General features: G+C 64.9%; 5 protein-coding genes and 1 pseudogene. All 6 read right to left on the bottom strand.

All coding sequences use genetic code 11. The annotated features are described in order from the left end of the window. Positions 1–2: 2 nt before the first annotated feature. Positions 3–1,352: a BREX system ATP-binding protein BrxD gene (gene brxD, locus ACIBGM_RS15045; protein ID WP_396385803.1), complete on the bottom strand. Its 1,350-nt coding sequence runs from the start codon at positions 1,350–1,352 to the stop codon at positions 3–5. Continuing rightward, positions 1,352–4,105, bottom strand: coding sequence for a BREX-2 system phosphatase PglZ (gene pglZ / locus ACIBGM_RS15040; protein ID WP_396385802.1), 2,754 nt, complete (start codon positions 4,103–4,105; stop codon positions 1,352–1,354). Before pglZ ends, brxD begins: the two co-directional genes overlap by 1 nt. Continuing rightward, positions 4,102–7,833 (bottom strand): DUF6079 family protein, encoded by a 3,732-nt coding sequence (locus ACIBGM_RS15035; protein ID WP_396385800.1) that lies wholly within the window; start codon positions 7,831–7,833, stop codon positions 4,102–4,104. The genes pglZ and ACIBGM_RS15035 overlap by 4 nt, the downstream gene beginning before the upstream one ends. A 34-nt stretch (positions 7,834–7,867) precedes the next feature. Next, entirely contained in the window at positions 7,868–11,422 is a 3,555-nt protein-coding gene (gene pglX / locus ACIBGM_RS15030) for a BREX-2 system adenine-specific DNA-methyltransferase PglX (protein WP_396385798.1), read from the bottom strand. A gap of 2 nt (positions 11,423–11,424) precedes the next feature. Beyond that, positions 11,425–15,684, bottom strand: a complete 4,260-nt coding sequence (gene pglW / locus ACIBGM_RS15025; protein ID WP_396385796.1) for a BREX system serine/threonine kinase PglW — start codon at positions 15,682–15,684, stop codon at positions 11,425–11,427. A 491-nt stretch (positions 15,685–16,175) separates the two neighbouring features. Further along, positions 16,176–17,790 (bottom strand): annotated as a pseudogene (locus tag ACIBGM_RS15020) (IS1634 family transposase); the annotation flags it as partial. Between the last annotated feature and the right edge of the window lie 213 nt (positions 17,791–18,003).

Here is an 18,003-nt window from a genome sequence, read left to right as displayed (position 1 = left end):
GGTCAGGCCTCATCCCCGACATCCAGGTGGATGTCATTGAGCGAAGTCGCGCCACCACGACCCTGGGCAGCACGCTCTACCTCGGAGAGCTCCGATGCCTCGACGGTCAGGGCGTAGTGGACTCGTGGATCGAAATCCTCGAACTGATCGACCCGGTCGAGTACGTCGGCGACGAGCTTCTTGAGGAACACTCGAGGTGCGATGCCGACCCTGCCGCCAAATGCTCCGGCCACTGCATCAGCCAGGATCCCGATGTAGGGATCATCAACGGTCGAGCGAATGCGATCCCCACGGTTGCTCCCTGTCGCGTACAGGTCGCGCACTTTGTGCCCCAGGGTCACCAGCGAAGCATGGTCGAATCCCGGAAGGCGGATCTGGACCGCCCTCGGGTTGTCGAAGCGTGCCTCGGTCCCGAAATCCGTCGACAGCCGCTGAGCCAATGGTGGCAGCCGCGTTACTCCGGATGGCCCGTCGTAAAAGGCGGGTGTCCCGGTGATGAGCAGATAGAGCCCGGGAAAGCGTCCAGCGTCGATCTCGTCGAGCAGCTGCCGTAGCGCGTTGAATGCCTTGTCCCGCACGTCTCCGCGGACCCGCTGGAGGGTTTCGACCTCGTCGAGGACGAGGACGAGGCCCGGGTGCCCTGCATCGCGCAGCACCGTGAGCAGTCCCTGCAGGAAGCCCATCGCACCGAAGTGATCCAGCTCCCCGCGGATGCCGGCAGCGCGTTTTGCCAAGGATGAGACCTGCGGCTGGCCGCCCATCCAAGCAGCTAGGCCGTCGGCGGTTGCGCCATCGCCGACAGCCGTCGCGTTCCGATAGCCCCTAAGTGCCTGGGCGAAGACCGGCGTCTGTGAGCTGACCGCGCCAAGGCGTTGCTCGAGTAGCAGGTCCACTGCCGCGCCTACAGCTGACTCGCTGGCAGAGCCAAGCGACGGATCAGCTTCCAGTACGTCGGACTCGACTGTGAATAGCCAAGAGTCGAGAACCGACCGGAACGCACTCGGCGGGATGGATGAGACTCGCATCGACTCAGTAACCCGGCGATAGACGGTCTCGAGCCGGTGCAGTGGCGTCTGCGTCTCGGAGATTTGCACCTCGGCGGTCGCGAAGCCACGACGGAGCGCACGTTCTGCCAGATGGCGGGTGAAGAACGTCTTACCCGCGCCGTACTCGCCGCGTACAGCCTTGAACACGGCGCCGCCGTCGACGACGGTATTCAGTTCTTCGTCGATGGCGTCAGCGAATCGGTCGAGGCCGACCGCGAGGAGATCGAGGCCGGACTCGGGCACCGTTCCGCGCCGTAGGGCGCTGATCACCTCCCGGCGTCGGCGGCTCGAGACGTCCAGTGCCATCACCGCACCTCGAACTGCTCGCGAAGCAGTCGTTCGTCCAAGAGAACAGTGGCTGCCTGCGGGTCAGTTCCGACGACGGCGTACCCCTCGACGTTGAGCAGTTGCTGTACCTGTGCCAACGCGCCACGCAGGCGCGTCTCGTTGACCGACAGAGCCCGCGCCGCGATCGTCATCGGCAGGCGACCCGCTGCAGCGGAGGCGAGCGCATCCACCAGAGCCGCGACTTGGTCATCCTTGACGATCAGCCGGCCCGCGACCTTTCGCTGCGCACGGTAAATGGCGGAGCCGACGACCGCGCGGCCAAGTGTCTGCGACGGCGAGGAGGTTTCCACCGCGGAAGCGACTTCGTCGAAGAGAGTAGGCCCGAGGTCGGGCCTCTGCTTCTTCGATGTTGGAGCAACTGCGCTCGGCCTGCTCGGTTCGGCGACCACGTTCTGCGGGGTGAGCCACCACGTCGGCACTTGGGGTGGCAAGAGCGTCAGGCCGAGCGGATTGCTGTCCTCATCGGGAATCAGGACGGCGATGGGCACGACGACCTCGGCGGCACTGGCGCCTCCGTGGTACCCAGCCTTGAGCGGGCCGTAACGCAGGTCTTCATCCACTGCGAGGACGGCGCGGTGGTCGGGTGTCAGGACGCGGCTGCCGGAAACCTCGATCTCGCCGTCCTCAACGGTGCCAGTGACGGCCCGCGAGCGTCCACTCGTAATCTCGGCGTACGGTCGCTGTTGTCCCCGGCGCCGCTCGACGATGTGGCCGTGGTCGGCCGTGAGCACGACGGTCCGACCCGCCCAGCGGGCCCGGGCCAGGATCGGGCGGAGGTGCTTGACCGCATCAGTGGTCCACGTCGTACCTGCCGGGTCGCTGCGGTCGAGTGCGTCGTCGATTGTGTTGAGCACTACGGTCACCAGGCCGACCGACTTGTCGTCGATTGCCGCACTAACGTCAGCGCTAACGGAGAAGCCGGCGGCAGTCGAGTCGACGCCCTTCTTGTGGAAGAGTTCAGCCTTGATCTTGCCTACCTTTGCCGTCAGCTCTTCGTAGCCCTGCCGCTCGACATCCTGTTGGCCCCGGCAGAGCCGCCCGCAGAGAAGCGACGCCCTGCTCACCTCGGTCAGTGAAGGCAGAACGGACAGACCGATGGCCCGGCGTCCGGTGGTTACGTTTGTCAGCGCACCCTCAAGCCAACCGAGCTCTCCAGTTGCGTCGGCGAGGATCTCGGTAGCCACGGCGGTACTCATGCCGTCCAGCACCACGAGGAGAATCGGTGCCTTTCTCGCCATGGGCAAGAGAAGCTGAGGAAGTACCGCCTCAAGTGGCCACACATCCGGCGCAATTGCCTTGGGCTCGATAGCGTCTGAGCGGGTCACCTGGGCGAGCGCGACGGCGAACTCGCGCTCCTCAGTCCGACGGCGTCTCATTGCTGCTTCGGTGATCAGACCGATGGAGGTCGCCTGCCCGGGGTCCTCGACGCCACGATGCGCATTGTTGATCGCGGCATCGACCCAAGCGCCTTGTGCCATCTGCCGACGGCTGAGTGCGACCAGATCGGTTGCCTGTGGATCTTGTGGGGTCGCCAGCCATCGCGAGAGCCGGACAGCGGCGGCAAAGGCCATCATGACGGAGTCTGTGGGGCTACTTAGTCGGTGGGAGCAGACTAGAGCCCAGGCGGATTCAACGTCCCGTTGTGCGGTCGGTGCGGGTGTGGGTACGGCGGCAATGGTGAGTGCGATGCCCAGGCGGTTGAGTCGTTCGTTCAGACCGCGCCTGAGGAAGTCGGAGTGTGCGCCGAGTTGCCCGCCCTGAAGCTGATCCAGGATCGTGTCGGCGCGCTGCAAGGCCCGGTCGACATGCGCCCCTTGCCGCTCGTCAGAGATGAGCTCTGTCAGCAGCGTCGTGGCCCCGATGCCGTAGGCCCTCAGAGCTTGATTCGTTGGCGCTTCTCCACCCCATCGCTGTTCCAGCCGTGCGAGCGACAGTTGGGCTACGTGGCGCTCCTCCGCGGTGAGTACCTCGTCCGCTGTGAGCAGCTGGAGCACTATTCCCAGTGGCACGAGGTCGCCCATCTCGCCTTGCCTGAGCAGAATCCCCACCGGCGAAGCGGCAGCACCTGTCCGACCGGCGATCCAGGCGAGTGTTTCGTCCGTGAGCCGATCTCCGAACTCGGCCCTGAGGTCGGCGACAGCGGCAACACTGGCGGGGCGCATGCTCCAGCGCAGTACTCCGAGCACATCGGCGGTGTCGCTGTCCAGACCGAGGTGGAACCTTGCCACCGAGGCGAGCGCGTGTGACCGAGTCAGGATCCCCGCGGGTGCCGCAGGCCAGCCAGTGGGAGGTGTTGCCGCAAGCAATGCCGAGGCAAGGTCCCTCGTGTGCGTGATGCCGGTCAGCGCTGGGTCGATGCCCGTGGCGGAGAAGCGATGCCGGACAGCTTCCCACGGGTCGGGCGTGCGCAGACGCTGCCAGATCAGGTGCGCGAGCAGTCCGGGTCCCAGGTCGTCGCCGGACCGATCAGTAACGACGACCATCCAATCGCCATCACGGTGCTCGGTCAGCGCTTCCCGCACGGCGAGTGCAGATTCAGCTGGCCGCACCCGTACGACGCGACCGCCGTGCTCGAGGTCCTCGGTGATGGCTCGGTCCGGGATGCCCGCTAAGCCGATCACGCCGGTAGAGTAGTTCTTCTCTCGGGCCTCGTCGATCATGGCGAGTACCATCGACCGGCTGACCGGCGTCACCGCAACAGTGGTGGTCATCCAAGCACCCGCCAGGTGACCTCGACCTCAGCATCCTGATGCTCATCGAGGAATTTGCCCAGTTCGGCGATAACGGCGTCCTTGGGCATGTCCTTGTGACGGGTCGTGCGACCACCTCTGACTTGCGGAGGAAGTGGCGGCTCGATCGGCCCGACCGGAGGTTGCGTATGGCTCGCGAGCCAGCTGAAGATGGCGCTGTCCGTGTCTTCGAGCGCCCGGCCGATCGCGGTGACGATCTCGTCCGATTCGAGCGCCGAGCGAAGCCGGTTCACAACCTCCGCTGCCTGGTCAGCGGCCGCGCCCTCGGACTGCATCGCCTTCATCAAAGGGCCAAGCCGCTCCCAATGGAACCCATCGAGCGCGCTCGCCACCGACGCCGCGGAAGTGAGCGACTTGCCTGCAGCCGCGTGCGTTCCGTCGAGATCTGCTCCAGCAACCCGACGCACGAGCTCGACACCGGTCAAGTGCCGTAGCTGCTGCACCAGCTCGGCGGCCGAGCGAGCGGTCTTGAGCCGAGCGCCGTCGGTCACGCCGACACGGGGGTACACCGCCTCCAACGCCCGGACAAGATCGGGCGCAGCTGCAGCGAGCTCTTTCGCACTCTCGGTCACCTGGCGGACGAAGTCGGCCACGGCCGGCGCAGTCAGATGAGCGGCGCCGTGCACACCAAGGAGGGCACCGGCGACAGTGGTGGCATCGGTCCATTCGGTCGCGGTCGGCATGGGCTGGGTCCTCAGCTCCATGCTCGGCGCGAGAGAACCAGGCTCGGGCACAGTGCCCATCGCTTGTCCGTGCTGGAACCACGCGCGCTGACGCAGCGCCGCCCAGGTGATCACGACAAGGTCGCTCACTTCCTGTCGCAGGCCCTGGGCAGGCTTGACCTCGTCGATCCAGCGTCTCAGCTCAGCGACGGTGACCGAATCGTGTGGACCTGCACCACCTTCATGATCTCGTCGTCCTAGGGCCCTCTCGATCTCCTGGCCCCATGGGCTGAAGCGGTCGTCTCCGAGGATGTAGTGCGTCTCGGCGGCTGTGCCGACACCAAGCGGCCCGGCGATCCGTCGTACGGCGGCGGTGTCTCCCTGCAGCTCGACGCGATTCTCGCGATCGGCGACAGCTCGTGCGACGTGTGCAGCCACGGTGCGCAGGTCCTTGACCCTGACCTCGACATCTCCAGGCTCGAAGTTCGGGTGCCCCGGATACGTCGCGTCGAAGGCCTGCGTTAGAAGGTTGCCGAATGCGGCCGCCAGCGTTGCCCCTACCGGGTTGGCCGGAGCGAACGATCGATCGAGTGAGATCAGGGTCCGGTCGTGTGATGCATCCTCGACGAGGACACCGGGCCGGACAGAGGCCGCGCCGTATGCCTGTTGGATGGCATCCTCGAGGCTGCGACGCAGGGTGTTTCGTTGGGATTCGAGGATTCCTCGCGCGAGGGCTCGGTCCGCCTCGTTGAGGTGGTCCGCGTGGCTCTGCCACCGGTCGCCCGTGCCCTCGAGCAGCCAGTTGAGGATAACCAGGCGACGCAGATCGCGAAGCTTCTCGTCAGAGAGGAACCTCGGCAACCAGACGATGGTGCGCGACTGAAAACCCTTGCTCTGCATCTTGTCGAGCCGGTCGAGGTCCTCGGAGGCGGAATGGCCGGCGTCGTCGAATGGATGGTCGACGATGACTCGCCAGGTTTCGGGACTGGCGGTGAAGTGGTCATCGGACAGCCAGCTGCGGTCGCGGACGTTCCCGAAGATGACCTCGACAGCGCGCTTCGAGCCGCGCCAGATCAGCTCGTGATGGTAGGCGCCCTGGATGTCGGGCTTATCGAGCTCGATGCCGAGCCCGTCACTGACGAGGCTCTTGATGAGCTCGCGGCGACGTCCGTCGTTGTCCTCTCCCTTAGCTCGCTCGACGATCGACTCGTAGTCGACGTCGGAGAGCTGCACGCGGATGGTCGGATCGCGGTCCCCTTCATCGAGGTGGATCTCCGGCACGTCCCGGGCCCACGTACGAATTTTGGACAGGACGAGAGGCGCCTCGCCCCCCGGCAGCGGCGACACGATCGATCCGTGGTTGAGCGAGGCCAGCCGGGATGCTGTCAGGGACTTCAGGGCAGGGACGTTTGGTGCGACCGCGGAGAGAAGCAGCGTCTTCGCGAGGCGGTCGTCGGTCCTGAAGGCGGTCGGTACCCGATCCGGATGGTTCGCAACGGTCTCCTCGTCGATGCTGTGTAGGTTCAGCAGGAGGGGCCGGAGCTTCTCGGCGTACAGCCTATTTGCCGACCGGAAGAGGGCCGCAGCCTGTGCGTCAAGGGCCTGACCGCTCTGGCCTTGCACGATCAGGTCGAACGAGTCACCAACGGGAATGATCTCGTCGATTGTCAGCGTGTCGCGCCGGTCGACCAGCATGTGCTGCATGACCTTGAGCGCCGTGCGTTCACGCTGCATGACACTGGCCAAAGACCTCAGTGTCGACACAAGTGCTGGTGAGAACGGATATGTCAGTTCGAACGCCTTCTCGTCAGCCCCCCGGTGTCGCTCGTCGACGTTGATGCCGTCGAGCAGTACGTCCCATACCGCCGGGCGCCGGTCGATGGCCCTAAACGCCTCCTCGAGCTGCTGCTCTGCTTCGGCGCCCTTGGGCTGCAGCAGACGTTGATGCGCGACGTACGGCAGGTTCTCGTCGCCGAGGACGACGGTCGCGAAACGGCCCTCTTGATGACGGAACGCCCGATCGAGTGCCTCCTGCTCCGAGCCGCTCGCTCCAGAATCAGCGAACCACCGGCGCAGGTCCATCTGCCGCGCGACGAACGAGATGAGCGGGATGGCGCGGCCACCGATCGCGGACTCGACCAGCTTCGTCAGCTTCTGCGACTCACGGCGGAAGAACTCACGGTCCTGCACCGAGAAGGCGAGCCAGAGCACGAGCTCGTCCAGGAAGAGAACCACCGCGTCGTAGCCGAGGCTCTTGGCATGGGTAGCGATGGCGGCCAGGCCGGTATCGAGATCGACGTACTCAGCCTGCTGCGTGTACGCCGTGAAGTACGTCTCGACCAGCGCAGTTGCTACCTGCATGCGCAGGTCCGAAGCGGGTGACGCAGCCCGAGCTTCCGCGTACCGCTCCGCATCCCAGGAACCTGCACCGAGGATCGCGGCCCACGGGTCGCCGCTGTCGGTGTCGTCGGATGTGCTGCGATTCAACCCGTCGAAGAAGCGCTCATCGCCGAGTCGGATGCGCATTCGTTCCGCGTCCTCGAGGAGAGCGTCGGACTTGTGGATCGCCGGCAGCGGCGCACCAGGATGAAGCTGACGGATCTGCCGAATGTAGCCATCGAAGAGCGCTTGCTCCATCGTCCGCGCACCGAGCAGGTGGAAGGCCAGTGGCAGGATCTTCCGCTCGTACAGCTCATGGTCGTGCTTGGCGATGACGGCTTGCAGCTCCGCCTTCGCCCGGGCGGCCGGCTCGTGTTGGAGCAAGGCATGTAGCACAGCCATGAAGTGCGACTTACCGGAACCAAAGGATCCGGTGAGAAATGCGCCCCTGCTCACGCTGGAACTGACGGCTTCGCTGATCAGACCAAGCGCAGCGTCGAATGCGTCGGCGATCGCCTCGGTGACGACGTACGCGTCGATCGTCCGACGTGCGACATCATGCCCGACCGAGTCGGTCAGGCGCAGGACGTAGTCCTCCGCTCCCGCACGCTCGGGAATGTCGATGACGTCCCGAAGCAGGATGCTCACGTCGCCTCCTCGGTCTTGTTTGTCGACATGTAGTTCACACCTTCGCCTTGCGTCGACGGGTGGCCGGCTTGGGCTGCCATTTCTTGAGCTCGTCGAGAGTCTTGTGCACCTGCAGCGCACGATCCCGCAACTGCTCCTCGCAGAAGTCCGCGAGGTTCAGTCCGTACGTGTCGTCGACTTCATCGTGCCACTGACGCACCCACGGCTGGAGCTCGGCGAGACCAGCCACGAGCGGTTCGAGCCGCTCTTCCGACCAGCCTTCCTGCTCCCTCTCGCCAATGACCATCGCTAGAGCCAGAGCTTGCTGCGCGTGGTCCCAACCAGCCCAGCCAAGCAATTCGGTCGGGTCCGTCTCGCGGCCGGCATCCGGGTAGAGGATGAACCGTTCTTTCGGCACGTCGAGCTTGCCCCGATGCTGCCACCACGCCGTCTTCCGAAAGTCAGCTGACGTGTACTTCGGTGGCACAGGGATGTCGTCGATCCTCTCGCCTGCGTCTTCCCGACGCTGCAGCTCCCAGGTCTGCTCCCACGCTTCACGCTTGCGCAGGCCAGACACCTTGAGCCGGTGAGCCGCGAGGAAAGGCACACTCTCACCGTCAAGCAGCGCCGCGAGCTGCTGCGTCACGGACTGATCCCTGCGGCCCGACCAAAGATCCAGCATCGACACGAGATCCGCGTCCCGCGAAACCATATCGGCCAGCTGCGCAACTGATCGGGCGGCCGGCCGCTGCTGGGCATCGAACCAGAACTTCTGGTCCTCCATCCGGTCGAGTAGCCAATGGCCAAGGACGCGCTCAAGCTGACTCTCCCACGATTCACTGGCCCAGCGGCGCTTGTACTCGGGCCTTTCTAGAAGCTGAATGAACTTGTCGGACTCGATCAGGTCGATCCGTCGCTGAATTAGATTCTGGTATGTCGGTGGCCATTGCGACGGGATCTCAGTGGTCAGTGTCGACCCATGGCGTTTGAACCAAGCGGTCTCTGCCTTGCCTGAAGCAACCCTTCTGGCTAGGGAAATTTCGAAGGCACGCTCGCCCAACCGTATCTCCGGAAGGTCGTCACCGCAGTAGATCATGGTTTCGTCGATTAGCCCGTACGCCTCATGGTAGACTTCCCAATCCAGCTCTTCTTGCTGTGCGACCATTTGGCCGCGCAGCGACTCCCATCGCTGGCTGGCCTCCGCGAGAGTTGCTACGGTCGGAACGCCCGCAGCAATAACTCCTTGCGGACTATGCTGAGCGACATAATGAGCCAGCGCATCCAGCTTTTTTCCGCGCGCCAGCGGCAGTGTAGATCCGACAGGGATGTCGGCCACGTTGGTCGAGTTGTAATTGAACCGCTCCATCCAGGCCTCAGGCTGGATCCCGCGTCCAATTCCGGATCCGCCCTTTCCGCCACACACTTGGCGGAGCCAAAAGAGTACAGATGACGAGTTGAGCAACGCAAGGAGAGCGACATGGTCGTCCTCCTTCGCCTCTTTTGGCAATTTGATCACTGGGGCGGATCTGTTGAATACGCGCCCGTCGCGATCCAATACGAAATGATTGTGTGTCGCTACCTCGGCAAATGCAATTGCCCATCGATTGGCGAGCCGGTCGAGAGGGAGTTGATGCCAATCAAGCCAGTCGCGACCGCTGGATCTGTAAGTCTCACCGCCGAAGGTTCCTCGACTCCAAAGTTCGGTACGCAACGGCCAATATAGGCGGATGGCACGCCCGAGTGCATCCTGCGTCGATGGCTTTCCAGTGAGGGTGCGCGGCAGAAGTGCTGCTTCTGCGAATTCTGCCCTCCAGTCGCGGACGCCATCACCTCGGGCTGTGGCCTCTTGCAGGTCATTACTAACACCGAAACGACGCATGACGTGCTTCGGCAGGAAGAAAGCTTCATCTGCGTGCGAGTCGCCGAAGAACCCAATCCGAATCGCCTTCTTGCCGACCGTAACCGCCTTAGCATTGATCGCCGACAGCAGGTCGCCAGTGCCGCCGCCGGCCAGGCTCCACGGGTGCCCCTTCAAAGCGGTTCGGTCAAGCTGCGTGATGTTGATGAACTCATTCAAGTAAGCGTCGGATCGAATATTATCCGCAATAGAAGACCACACCAATCCATTTTCTGGGATTGCGGGCTGAGCTGGCTCGCCGCGTACACCAAGTACAGCCTTTACCGTTGATTCGGTAGGCGCTTGCGGTCGGCCAATAAGAATCACTGTAGGCGTGCCATGCCCTGGAATGTATGCGCCTGCGCTGTCAACAACGAGTCGCAGGTCCATCCTTACAAGAAACTCCTCGATGAGCTTTGACCCAAACTCGCGCTTCATGAATGAGTTAGACGTGATCTGACCCATCCATCCTGCCGGTCGGTCGCCGGACGATGGCTTCGCGAGTTGGAAGAATCGCTCCATAAACGGCACGGTTAGCGCGTAAGTCCCCTTGCAGGTTGGATACAGCTTCCTATATGTAGTCCTGAGCTTCCTATCCTCGACAGGGATGTACGGAGGGTTGCCGACAACAACGTCGTACTGGCCGGGTGCGAGGATCGTGCGGAGCGCGTCGAGGTCCTCGGTGTCATAGGCGAAGCCGCTGATCTGGGAATCAGCATCGAAGTCCTCGATTGGCAACTCGGACTCGTACGACCAGTGGAGGAGTGAGTCGCCGGCCGCTAGGTTGAAGTGGAAGTTGGGCGCTTCCTCCAAGGATCGCTCCCCGCACGCCTGGAGGGCTGCGACCATCAGGCGGAACTTGGCGATGGCGACGGCGAACGGGTTCAGGTCCACACCGTGGATGGCTTTGAGGACTTCACTGACTCGAGCGCGTGTCTCTAGATCGGGAGCGCGATTTGCCCACCGAGCGTCCAGCCGGGCGAACGCTCCGAGGAGGAAGTGGCCTGAGCCGCAGGTCGGGTCGATGATCTTGAAGCCCTCGAGCGGCCGCTCTTTGAGGGCGGGTTCCATGCTCTGGTCGAGGATGAACTCCTCGACGAAGACGGGTGTCTGCAGCAGGGCATACGTCTTCTTGGCGTAGTCCGAGAGATCCTGGTATAGATCGCCGAGGAAACGGGTCGAAAGCTCAGGGTCGGTGAAGTCCCAAACGAGCTCTCCGGACTCGGTCTTGGCGCGCCAGAAATTGATGAGGCGCTTCGCGGCCTGACCGGACGGCGAGACGGTCCAGAGGGACGAGTGCGATTCGACGAGCTCGAGGGTCGCCTTCGTGGTCCGCAGGTGCTCGACCGCCTGCAGCAGCCATTCGCGATCCGTGTCCTCGGGGTTCTTGCGGAAGTATGCGAGCTCGGCATCCAGTGCCTCTTGCCGCCGATTGTCGGGACCGGCGATCCACACCGGCTTGAGCAGACGATTGTCCTCGCAGAATCGGATGAAGACCGTCGTCAGCACCCACGCCACCGCGGCCATGGTGACGCGGTCGTCGCGCCACTGCTGCCACGACATCCCGGTCCGCTCTTTGGCTGCAGCGGCAGAGTGCTGTTTCCTCCAGTCAGCAAGAACGTCCGGCTGGGACTCGACGCGCTCGCGCAGGTCGTTCTCGAGATCGATCACGACCTTCTTGAGTGCCCCAGTGAGGTCCGGCGAGACAGCCACGGTCACAGCTCCTTCTGTGCAGCCGCTGCCAATGCGGCCGTGTTGTCGATCCAGTCGTTGTCAAGGGCCACAAACTGGCTCGGCGATGCCAGGGGTACTGGTTTCCCGTCGAGGACAGCACCCTGGTTGGCGCCGAGCTGGGGGACGACCAGCCAGACTGCTCGCCTGCGTGAGATGCCCAGGTCGGTCCAGCGGGCGAGCAGCCCGATGTTGTCGTATCTGGCGAGCGGCGATGCCTCAGCGACCAGTACGGGCGCATCTGGGCCTTCGGCAGCTAGCGCAGTGTCAACTGCGTTCTCGACCTCACTCCATGATCTCTTGACGAGCTCGTGGAGACCTCGCCGGCCGCGGCTAGCCTCCGCCTCGGCATCGGCTGCGCGCACGAGATCCCACGGCACACCGGCCTGAGCCGATGCGGACCGCAACGCATCCAGAAGTACAGCCGTAACGTCGACAACATGAACGTCGTACCTGTCCTCGACCGCAGTCAAGAAGCGCGCGAGGCGGTCGGCGCGCACGCCAAGAGCGAGGAACGATCGGCTCGCGATCGAGCTCTCGAGTCGGGCACCAGCCGCACCAGTCGACTCAACTGGCGAGGTGGCAGCTGCCAAGCTGGTTGGTCTGCGAGATTCCAGGCCGGTGGTCCCGCCGAGATCTGGCGAACGATAGATGCCAACGCGGTCATCAAACACGAGCCCGAGGCCGGCGTCCTGGACGAGGACATCGAGCGTCGGACGCCGCGGCATGTCAGGTACGGCGGGAAAGCGGACGCGCACTCGCTCACGGATCTCGTCCGGACTCAGCTGCTGGCCGCCACCGAAGCCCCGGAAGGTCAGCTCGAGGGCCGAAAGTTGGGAGAGATCGCGGTGATGCAGCTCTCCTGCGCCAGACGCGGCGGCCGCTGTCGACAGCGCGGCGCCGAGCTGGACCAGCCGCTTCGGGTCGCTCAGCTCGGCCGGCAGCTTGGTGTCGCGAACGGCAGCGGCAAGGCGTGCTGCGGTGCGGCCGGCTGGAACAAAGGCCTCTGCGGGCTCGCCAGCGGAATCGACCAGTTCGTCAGCCACGTCGGCCAGCGACTGAGCCAGATCGAAGAGCGATTGATCCTCCGACAGCAGGACGACCTCGCCGCCGCGTCGGCGAGTCCACATCGGGGCTGCCGAGCCGTCGGCACGATGAAGGGCACGGCGGCGATCGAGCGCGAGCCGCAGGAGACCGCGTGCTAGCCGCTCGTGAGGTTCATCGGCCGGGCTGAGTGTCTGAAGTACCGCGCGCCCGAGTTCAGCAGGGGTAGCGATCGCGCCGAGCTCGGTCAGACGCGCGCTGACGGCGTCTGCGAGCCGGTCGAGCAGCGCGCGAGCGTCATCGTCGGCTGCCCATGTTTCCTGAAGTGTCGCGAGCAGTTGGCCGGCTCGGGCAGGAGTCACCGGCACTGGCAAGTGCGCTGCCAGCTCGGCTTGCGTGGCAAAGGCGTCCAGCTCCGTGTCAATGCCCAGGATCAGCCTGGCCAAGGCCGCCCGTCTCGGCGCCCGGGGGTTCGCCACCCTGCTGACGAGCAGTGCCGCCGCCTCGTCCGGCGTGACCGGGCGACCATCCCGCGCCGGCGCTCGGTTGCCGTCACCCAGTCGAGCCCGCCACTCCTTGATCCGGTGACTGATCTGTTGGCGGGTCGAGTTCGCGACACCCGGCATGCGAGCCAGGCGGACAGGATCGACAGTGAGGAGTTCGCCGACAGTCTGAACGGCATACGGCTCAAGGGCAGACAGGGCGCGGGCAGTGAGGCCGGACTCGACGAGCGGGGTCGTCAGTTGTGCCTGCCGGGCCAGCTCCACATCGGACTCGGATGGCTCGGTCGTGGCCTCGGTCGTGAAGATCGCCTGCCACGCAACGCGCATCGATTCGGCCGTGTGGTGCCGAGCGGACGCTTCCCGTGCGAGCGCCGTACGGAAGAAGTCAGCGAGTAGATCGGCGAGCGCGGGATCGAACATCCGCCGCTCGATCGTCGCCTCGTTCGGGATGGTCGAGGGATCTGCTTGCCCATCGCCGTACACGGGCGTGGAGCCCGTGGCCATCTCGAAGAGCACGACAGCGGCCGCGTAACGCTCGGCCGCGGAGTCGAAGCGGTCTCGTTTGCCGGTGAGGAACGGGTCGAGGTACGGCGGCGTGCCGGCGGATGTGGCCGACGCCGCGGCACGCGTCAGGGAGAAGTCGAAGAGAACCAGGTGCTTCGTGCGGTCGCCGCGGTTCTCCCGAACTCCCAGGTTAGAGGGCTTGATGTCGCGGTGGTCGATGCCTGCCTTGTCCAGCGCGACGAGGCAGTCGAGGAGGTCGATGCCGAAGCGCTCGAGCAAGTCCAGGGAGAGGCGGTCACGAGTGCGTAGGACCTCGCTGAGTGTTTCGGGACCGGCGTTCTCGAGGAGGAGTGTCTGGCGGCCGCCGACGACCAGCGGGCCATCGATGAGCTTGACTACGCGGGGAGTGTTCAGGCCGCGCAGGACCTCAGCCTCGTCCACGAGCCGGGTGGCGGCGTCCGCGTTGAGGCCGACCTTGAGGACCCGCTCGGCGTCGCTGCCGTGGGCGTGGAGATCGGTGACGAGGAGGCCCGCAGCGGTAGAGCCTTGGCCGAGACGGCGCTCGAGGCGGAAACGACCATCAAGGATCGTCCCGGGCGTCGCCTCGAGCGGATCCTCCTCGGGCGTGTCTGTCGTCGCTTCGCGTTCGGCCGCAGCGAGCTGGGAAAGGAAGGTCGCGACGTCCGGCGTCCGCTGCGTCGGAGCGGGATGCGTCGCCTTGAGAACGAGCGAGCGCAACGGCGAGGAGATCTGCGGAAGCTCGACCGCGACGTCCAGACCCTGCTGCGCGTTGAGGCGCATCTTCAGGGCGTTGGCGTTGGATGCCGGTGGCTGTCCGGTCAGCAGGAAGAACGCGAGGGCGCCGATGCCGAAGACGTCCAGGCGGATTCGGTCTGCTGACGGGTTCCACGTGCCTTCGGGGGCCCGGAAGGACTCGGTCAGCCAGCGTTCGGACTCCTGATCAGCGCTGGTTTCGGCGCCGCCCGGACTGTTGGGATGACCTGGAGCGACACCCAGGAGAGAGGTCACACCAGGGACAGCCGAATGCGTCTGACCGGAAGTCTCGAGGAGGCCGGCGCCCTGCCAGTCTCCGATACGGACCTTGACGTCGTTGGCGATGCCGGGGGTCTTCCGGACCCAAACGGCCTTGGGAGACAGCCCGCGGTGGACGACCTTGTTGCCGTGGGCGTACTGCAGTGCCTCGCCGATCTGGCGGATCATCGACAATTGGGTTGCGAGCGGTACGCCGTTTTCCTCGCCGGCCAACCAGAGATCGAGCCGCTGCCAGTTGGCGTCGTACGGGTACACGAGGCCAACACCGAGATCGGACTCGACGAGGTCCCGGGGCCTCAGCAGACCGTCGTGCTGAAGGCGCGACATGATCCGGAACTCGTGCTCGGCGATCCGTCGGACACTGCTGCGAGTTTGGTCGTCGGCGCCCGGCGGCGTGACCTGGAAGCGGATCCGGGCCCGTTCTTGCTGAGCGAACTTGTGTGATGCCAGCCAGTCCTGCCAGCTCTCGTCCGCGTCGATGGCTTCGTCCTCGATCACCCATGAACCGGCCTCGCGCTCCCTGCGCTGGACCAGGCCGATGCGCCTCAGTAGGGCGACCAGGATCTGTTCTTGGTTCGGGCCGATAGCACGCCGGCCGACAGGCTCGAGGACGAGGTCGGTGATCGGCGGTAGATGCGTCTGCGCTTCGGCACCTGGCAGACCGTAGAGGTTCCTCGCGCTGGCCGGGGAGAGGAGGGAGTTGAAGTTGGGATGGTGTAGGAACACCGATTCCTGAATGAAGGGGATGACGTCCCGCTCGTTCGGGATCCGAGTTCTTGTCTCGTTGGCCCACACGCGGAGCTCGTCCAACAACCGACTAGCGAAGTACTGGGCTTTGCGGCGGGCGAGCTTGAGCGGAGACTCCTCCGGACGCTTGCCGTCGCGCAGCCAGTTGTAGTCGTTGCCACGCAGTGTGCCGGAGTAGTACTTCAGCTCGATCAGATGCATGCAGTCGCGGCCGAGTAGGAGCAGATCCACCTCGTGCCAGCGACCACGCGAGTCACGGAACTCGAAGTTCGACCAGGCACGGAACGGGCTCTCGTCAGGCATGATCGCGCGGACCAGCCCGAGCCCCTCCGCCTCGTGTGGGAACTGCGAGGGGGACACCTCGACCCATCGGTCGTCCCCTAACTGCGCCACCCCAACTCCTCCTACGCCCCGTCGCTTCTGGACCGCATCAGGACACCGCCAGGATGCGTGCCCCCGGCGGAGTCAAACCCGTAGCGCCGACATTCCCATTTCAAAGCCGGTACGTCTGGGCTGGTCAAGGTTGCCAAGACTACAGCCGGTGACACAGCGCAGTCGATACCGGTGCATCAGGAACTGACGGTCGTCCGCCCTGCATCTGACGGCAGCCGTCGCCACTGCTCAGGCGTCCTACTTCTCGGGGGCGGCGCGACCAGGAACCTGTCTGCTCGACTCCCGCGGCAGGACCGGGCGACGGCGGCAAGACCCTAATTCAAGACCTCTAATTGACGAGCGACAGGTCCGATTGAGCTTGGGCGAACTGCGCGGCCGCCTTGGCCAATTCAGGATGAAGCGCCCGGGTATTCGCCTCTGCTTGACGAGTCGCGGTTTCTCCTGAGTTGGGCCAAACGCTTTAGTGCCCTTGCGGTTGGGGCTTGCATTGCGCTGAGGATCGCGGTGTCGTCGGGGCTGAGCGCGGGCGGGATGGTGGTCGTGACGCCGTTGATCTCGACGGTTGCCGAGCGCAGTGGCCTGAGGGTGCGCAGGACCCGTCGTAGCGACAGCCCGGTCCGGTTCTGCACGGTGCGGCTGACGGCGAGGGCGGTGAACACGATGGTGAGGTGGGCTTCGATCGCGTCGCGGGTGCGGGCGAACATCGGCCGGGCACGCAGGTCGGTCTTGGACATTCGGAAGGATTGCTCCACCTGCCAGAGATCGTGATAGCTGGCGATGACCTCGCCTGCGGGCATGACGTCGGCGGAGATGTTGGTGACGTAGCCTTTCAATCCGACTAACCGCCGCGCCCGCGCGAGCGCCTTTTCATCGAGTGTCTGCGCGCCGTTGGTGGTCTTGACGAACCGCGGGGTGCGTGCGGTCTTCTCCCCGGCAACGACGGCCTTGGCGCGGTTCTCCTGCAGGGTCAGGGTCTTGGTGTCGCGGACCGAGCGCTTGGTCGAGTAAGCCCACACCGCCCGCCAGGACCCGGGATGCTGGCCCGGGTCCCAGACGGGCTCGGCCTTGGTCTTCGGATTGCTCGCCGCGTCCTTGTTGTGCCCGGTGCGCGGGGTGATGGTGTCGATCACCTGCCCGTCAACGAACGCGTCGCCGTGCCAACGGAAGTGGGACTCGAGGTCCTTCGGCGCCTTGGTCGCCCGGGATCCGACGATGAACCGCAAACCCGCGTTGTCGAGGTCCTTCAGATTGCTCGAGGACAGCATCCCGGCGTCGGCCACGACGACGATGCCGGCCAGGTTGTGCCGTGCCTGGAACGCCTTCACGATCGGGACGATGGTGAGGGCCTCTGCCTTGTTGCCCGCATAGCAGCCGATCTCCAGTGGGAACCCACGCCGGTCCACCAGTAGCCCGACCACGATCTGCGGGTCGACGCGGGCGTTCCTTGGAGTAGCCGACCTTGCGTAGTTCGTCTTCGGTGTCCGCCTCGAAGTAGAGCGTGGTGACGTCGTACAACACCAGGCTGACGTCGCCGCTGGACAGGACGTGGTTGAAGCATGCGGTCGCGATCTGGTCGCGGTAGGTCCCTTCCTGAGCGCGCCGCAGCGTGCGTTTGCGCGTCGAGAGGCTCGCTGAGACCCGGCCCATCTCGGCCAGGACGCGGTCGACGTCACTCAGACTGGTCGGCTCGACCACGCGTGCGATCACCAGGTCACGGAAGACCTCGTCGTCCACGACGTCGAAGCCGAGGCTGGAGTACACCCCAGCAAGAGCGTCGTAGAGCAGCCCTGAAGAGCTCTTGAGGACACGCGGGCGCGGCACCATTTGTCGCGATGGTGGTGGGGTCGCGGCGCGAGCGAACAGCCCGGGCTGCGTCGATGGCGGGAGCAGCACGGCCTTCGGGACGGCCGGGGTGATGCCAAGGTCAAGGACTCCTTGACGATCATCAGCAAGCAGCCGGTTCGCTTCTTCGATCAGCAATCCAAGCTCGGCCTCGTCACGCGCCGAGCCGACGTGACGAACGATCCGGCGCCGGCCCGCGACCGACTCAGCGATCTGCACCGCCGTGGCCCCAGACGCCGTACGAACCCTCCGAACCCAGGCCACCGGCCGATCATACTGACCCGACTTAGTGCCTTGACGACGCACTAAACAACCACAAACCCGCAGGTCAGCACGTTCCAGCCCCCGAAAACCTCCTCACCTGACCCAACTCAGGTCTGACGGCAGCCGTCGCCACTGCTCAGGCGTCCTACTTCTCGGGGGCGGCGCGACCAGGAACCTGTCTGCTCGACTCCCGCGGCAGGACCGGGCGACGGC

Origin of the sequence: Kribbella sp. NPDC050470 (assembly GCF_044458365.1) — a bacterium.
Taxonomy (GTDB): Bacteria; Actinomycetota; Actinomycetes; order Propionibacteriales; family Kribbellaceae; genus Kribbella.
Note: the sequence above shows the minus strand (reverse complement) of the source record. Positions and strands in the feature narration are given on the sequence as shown.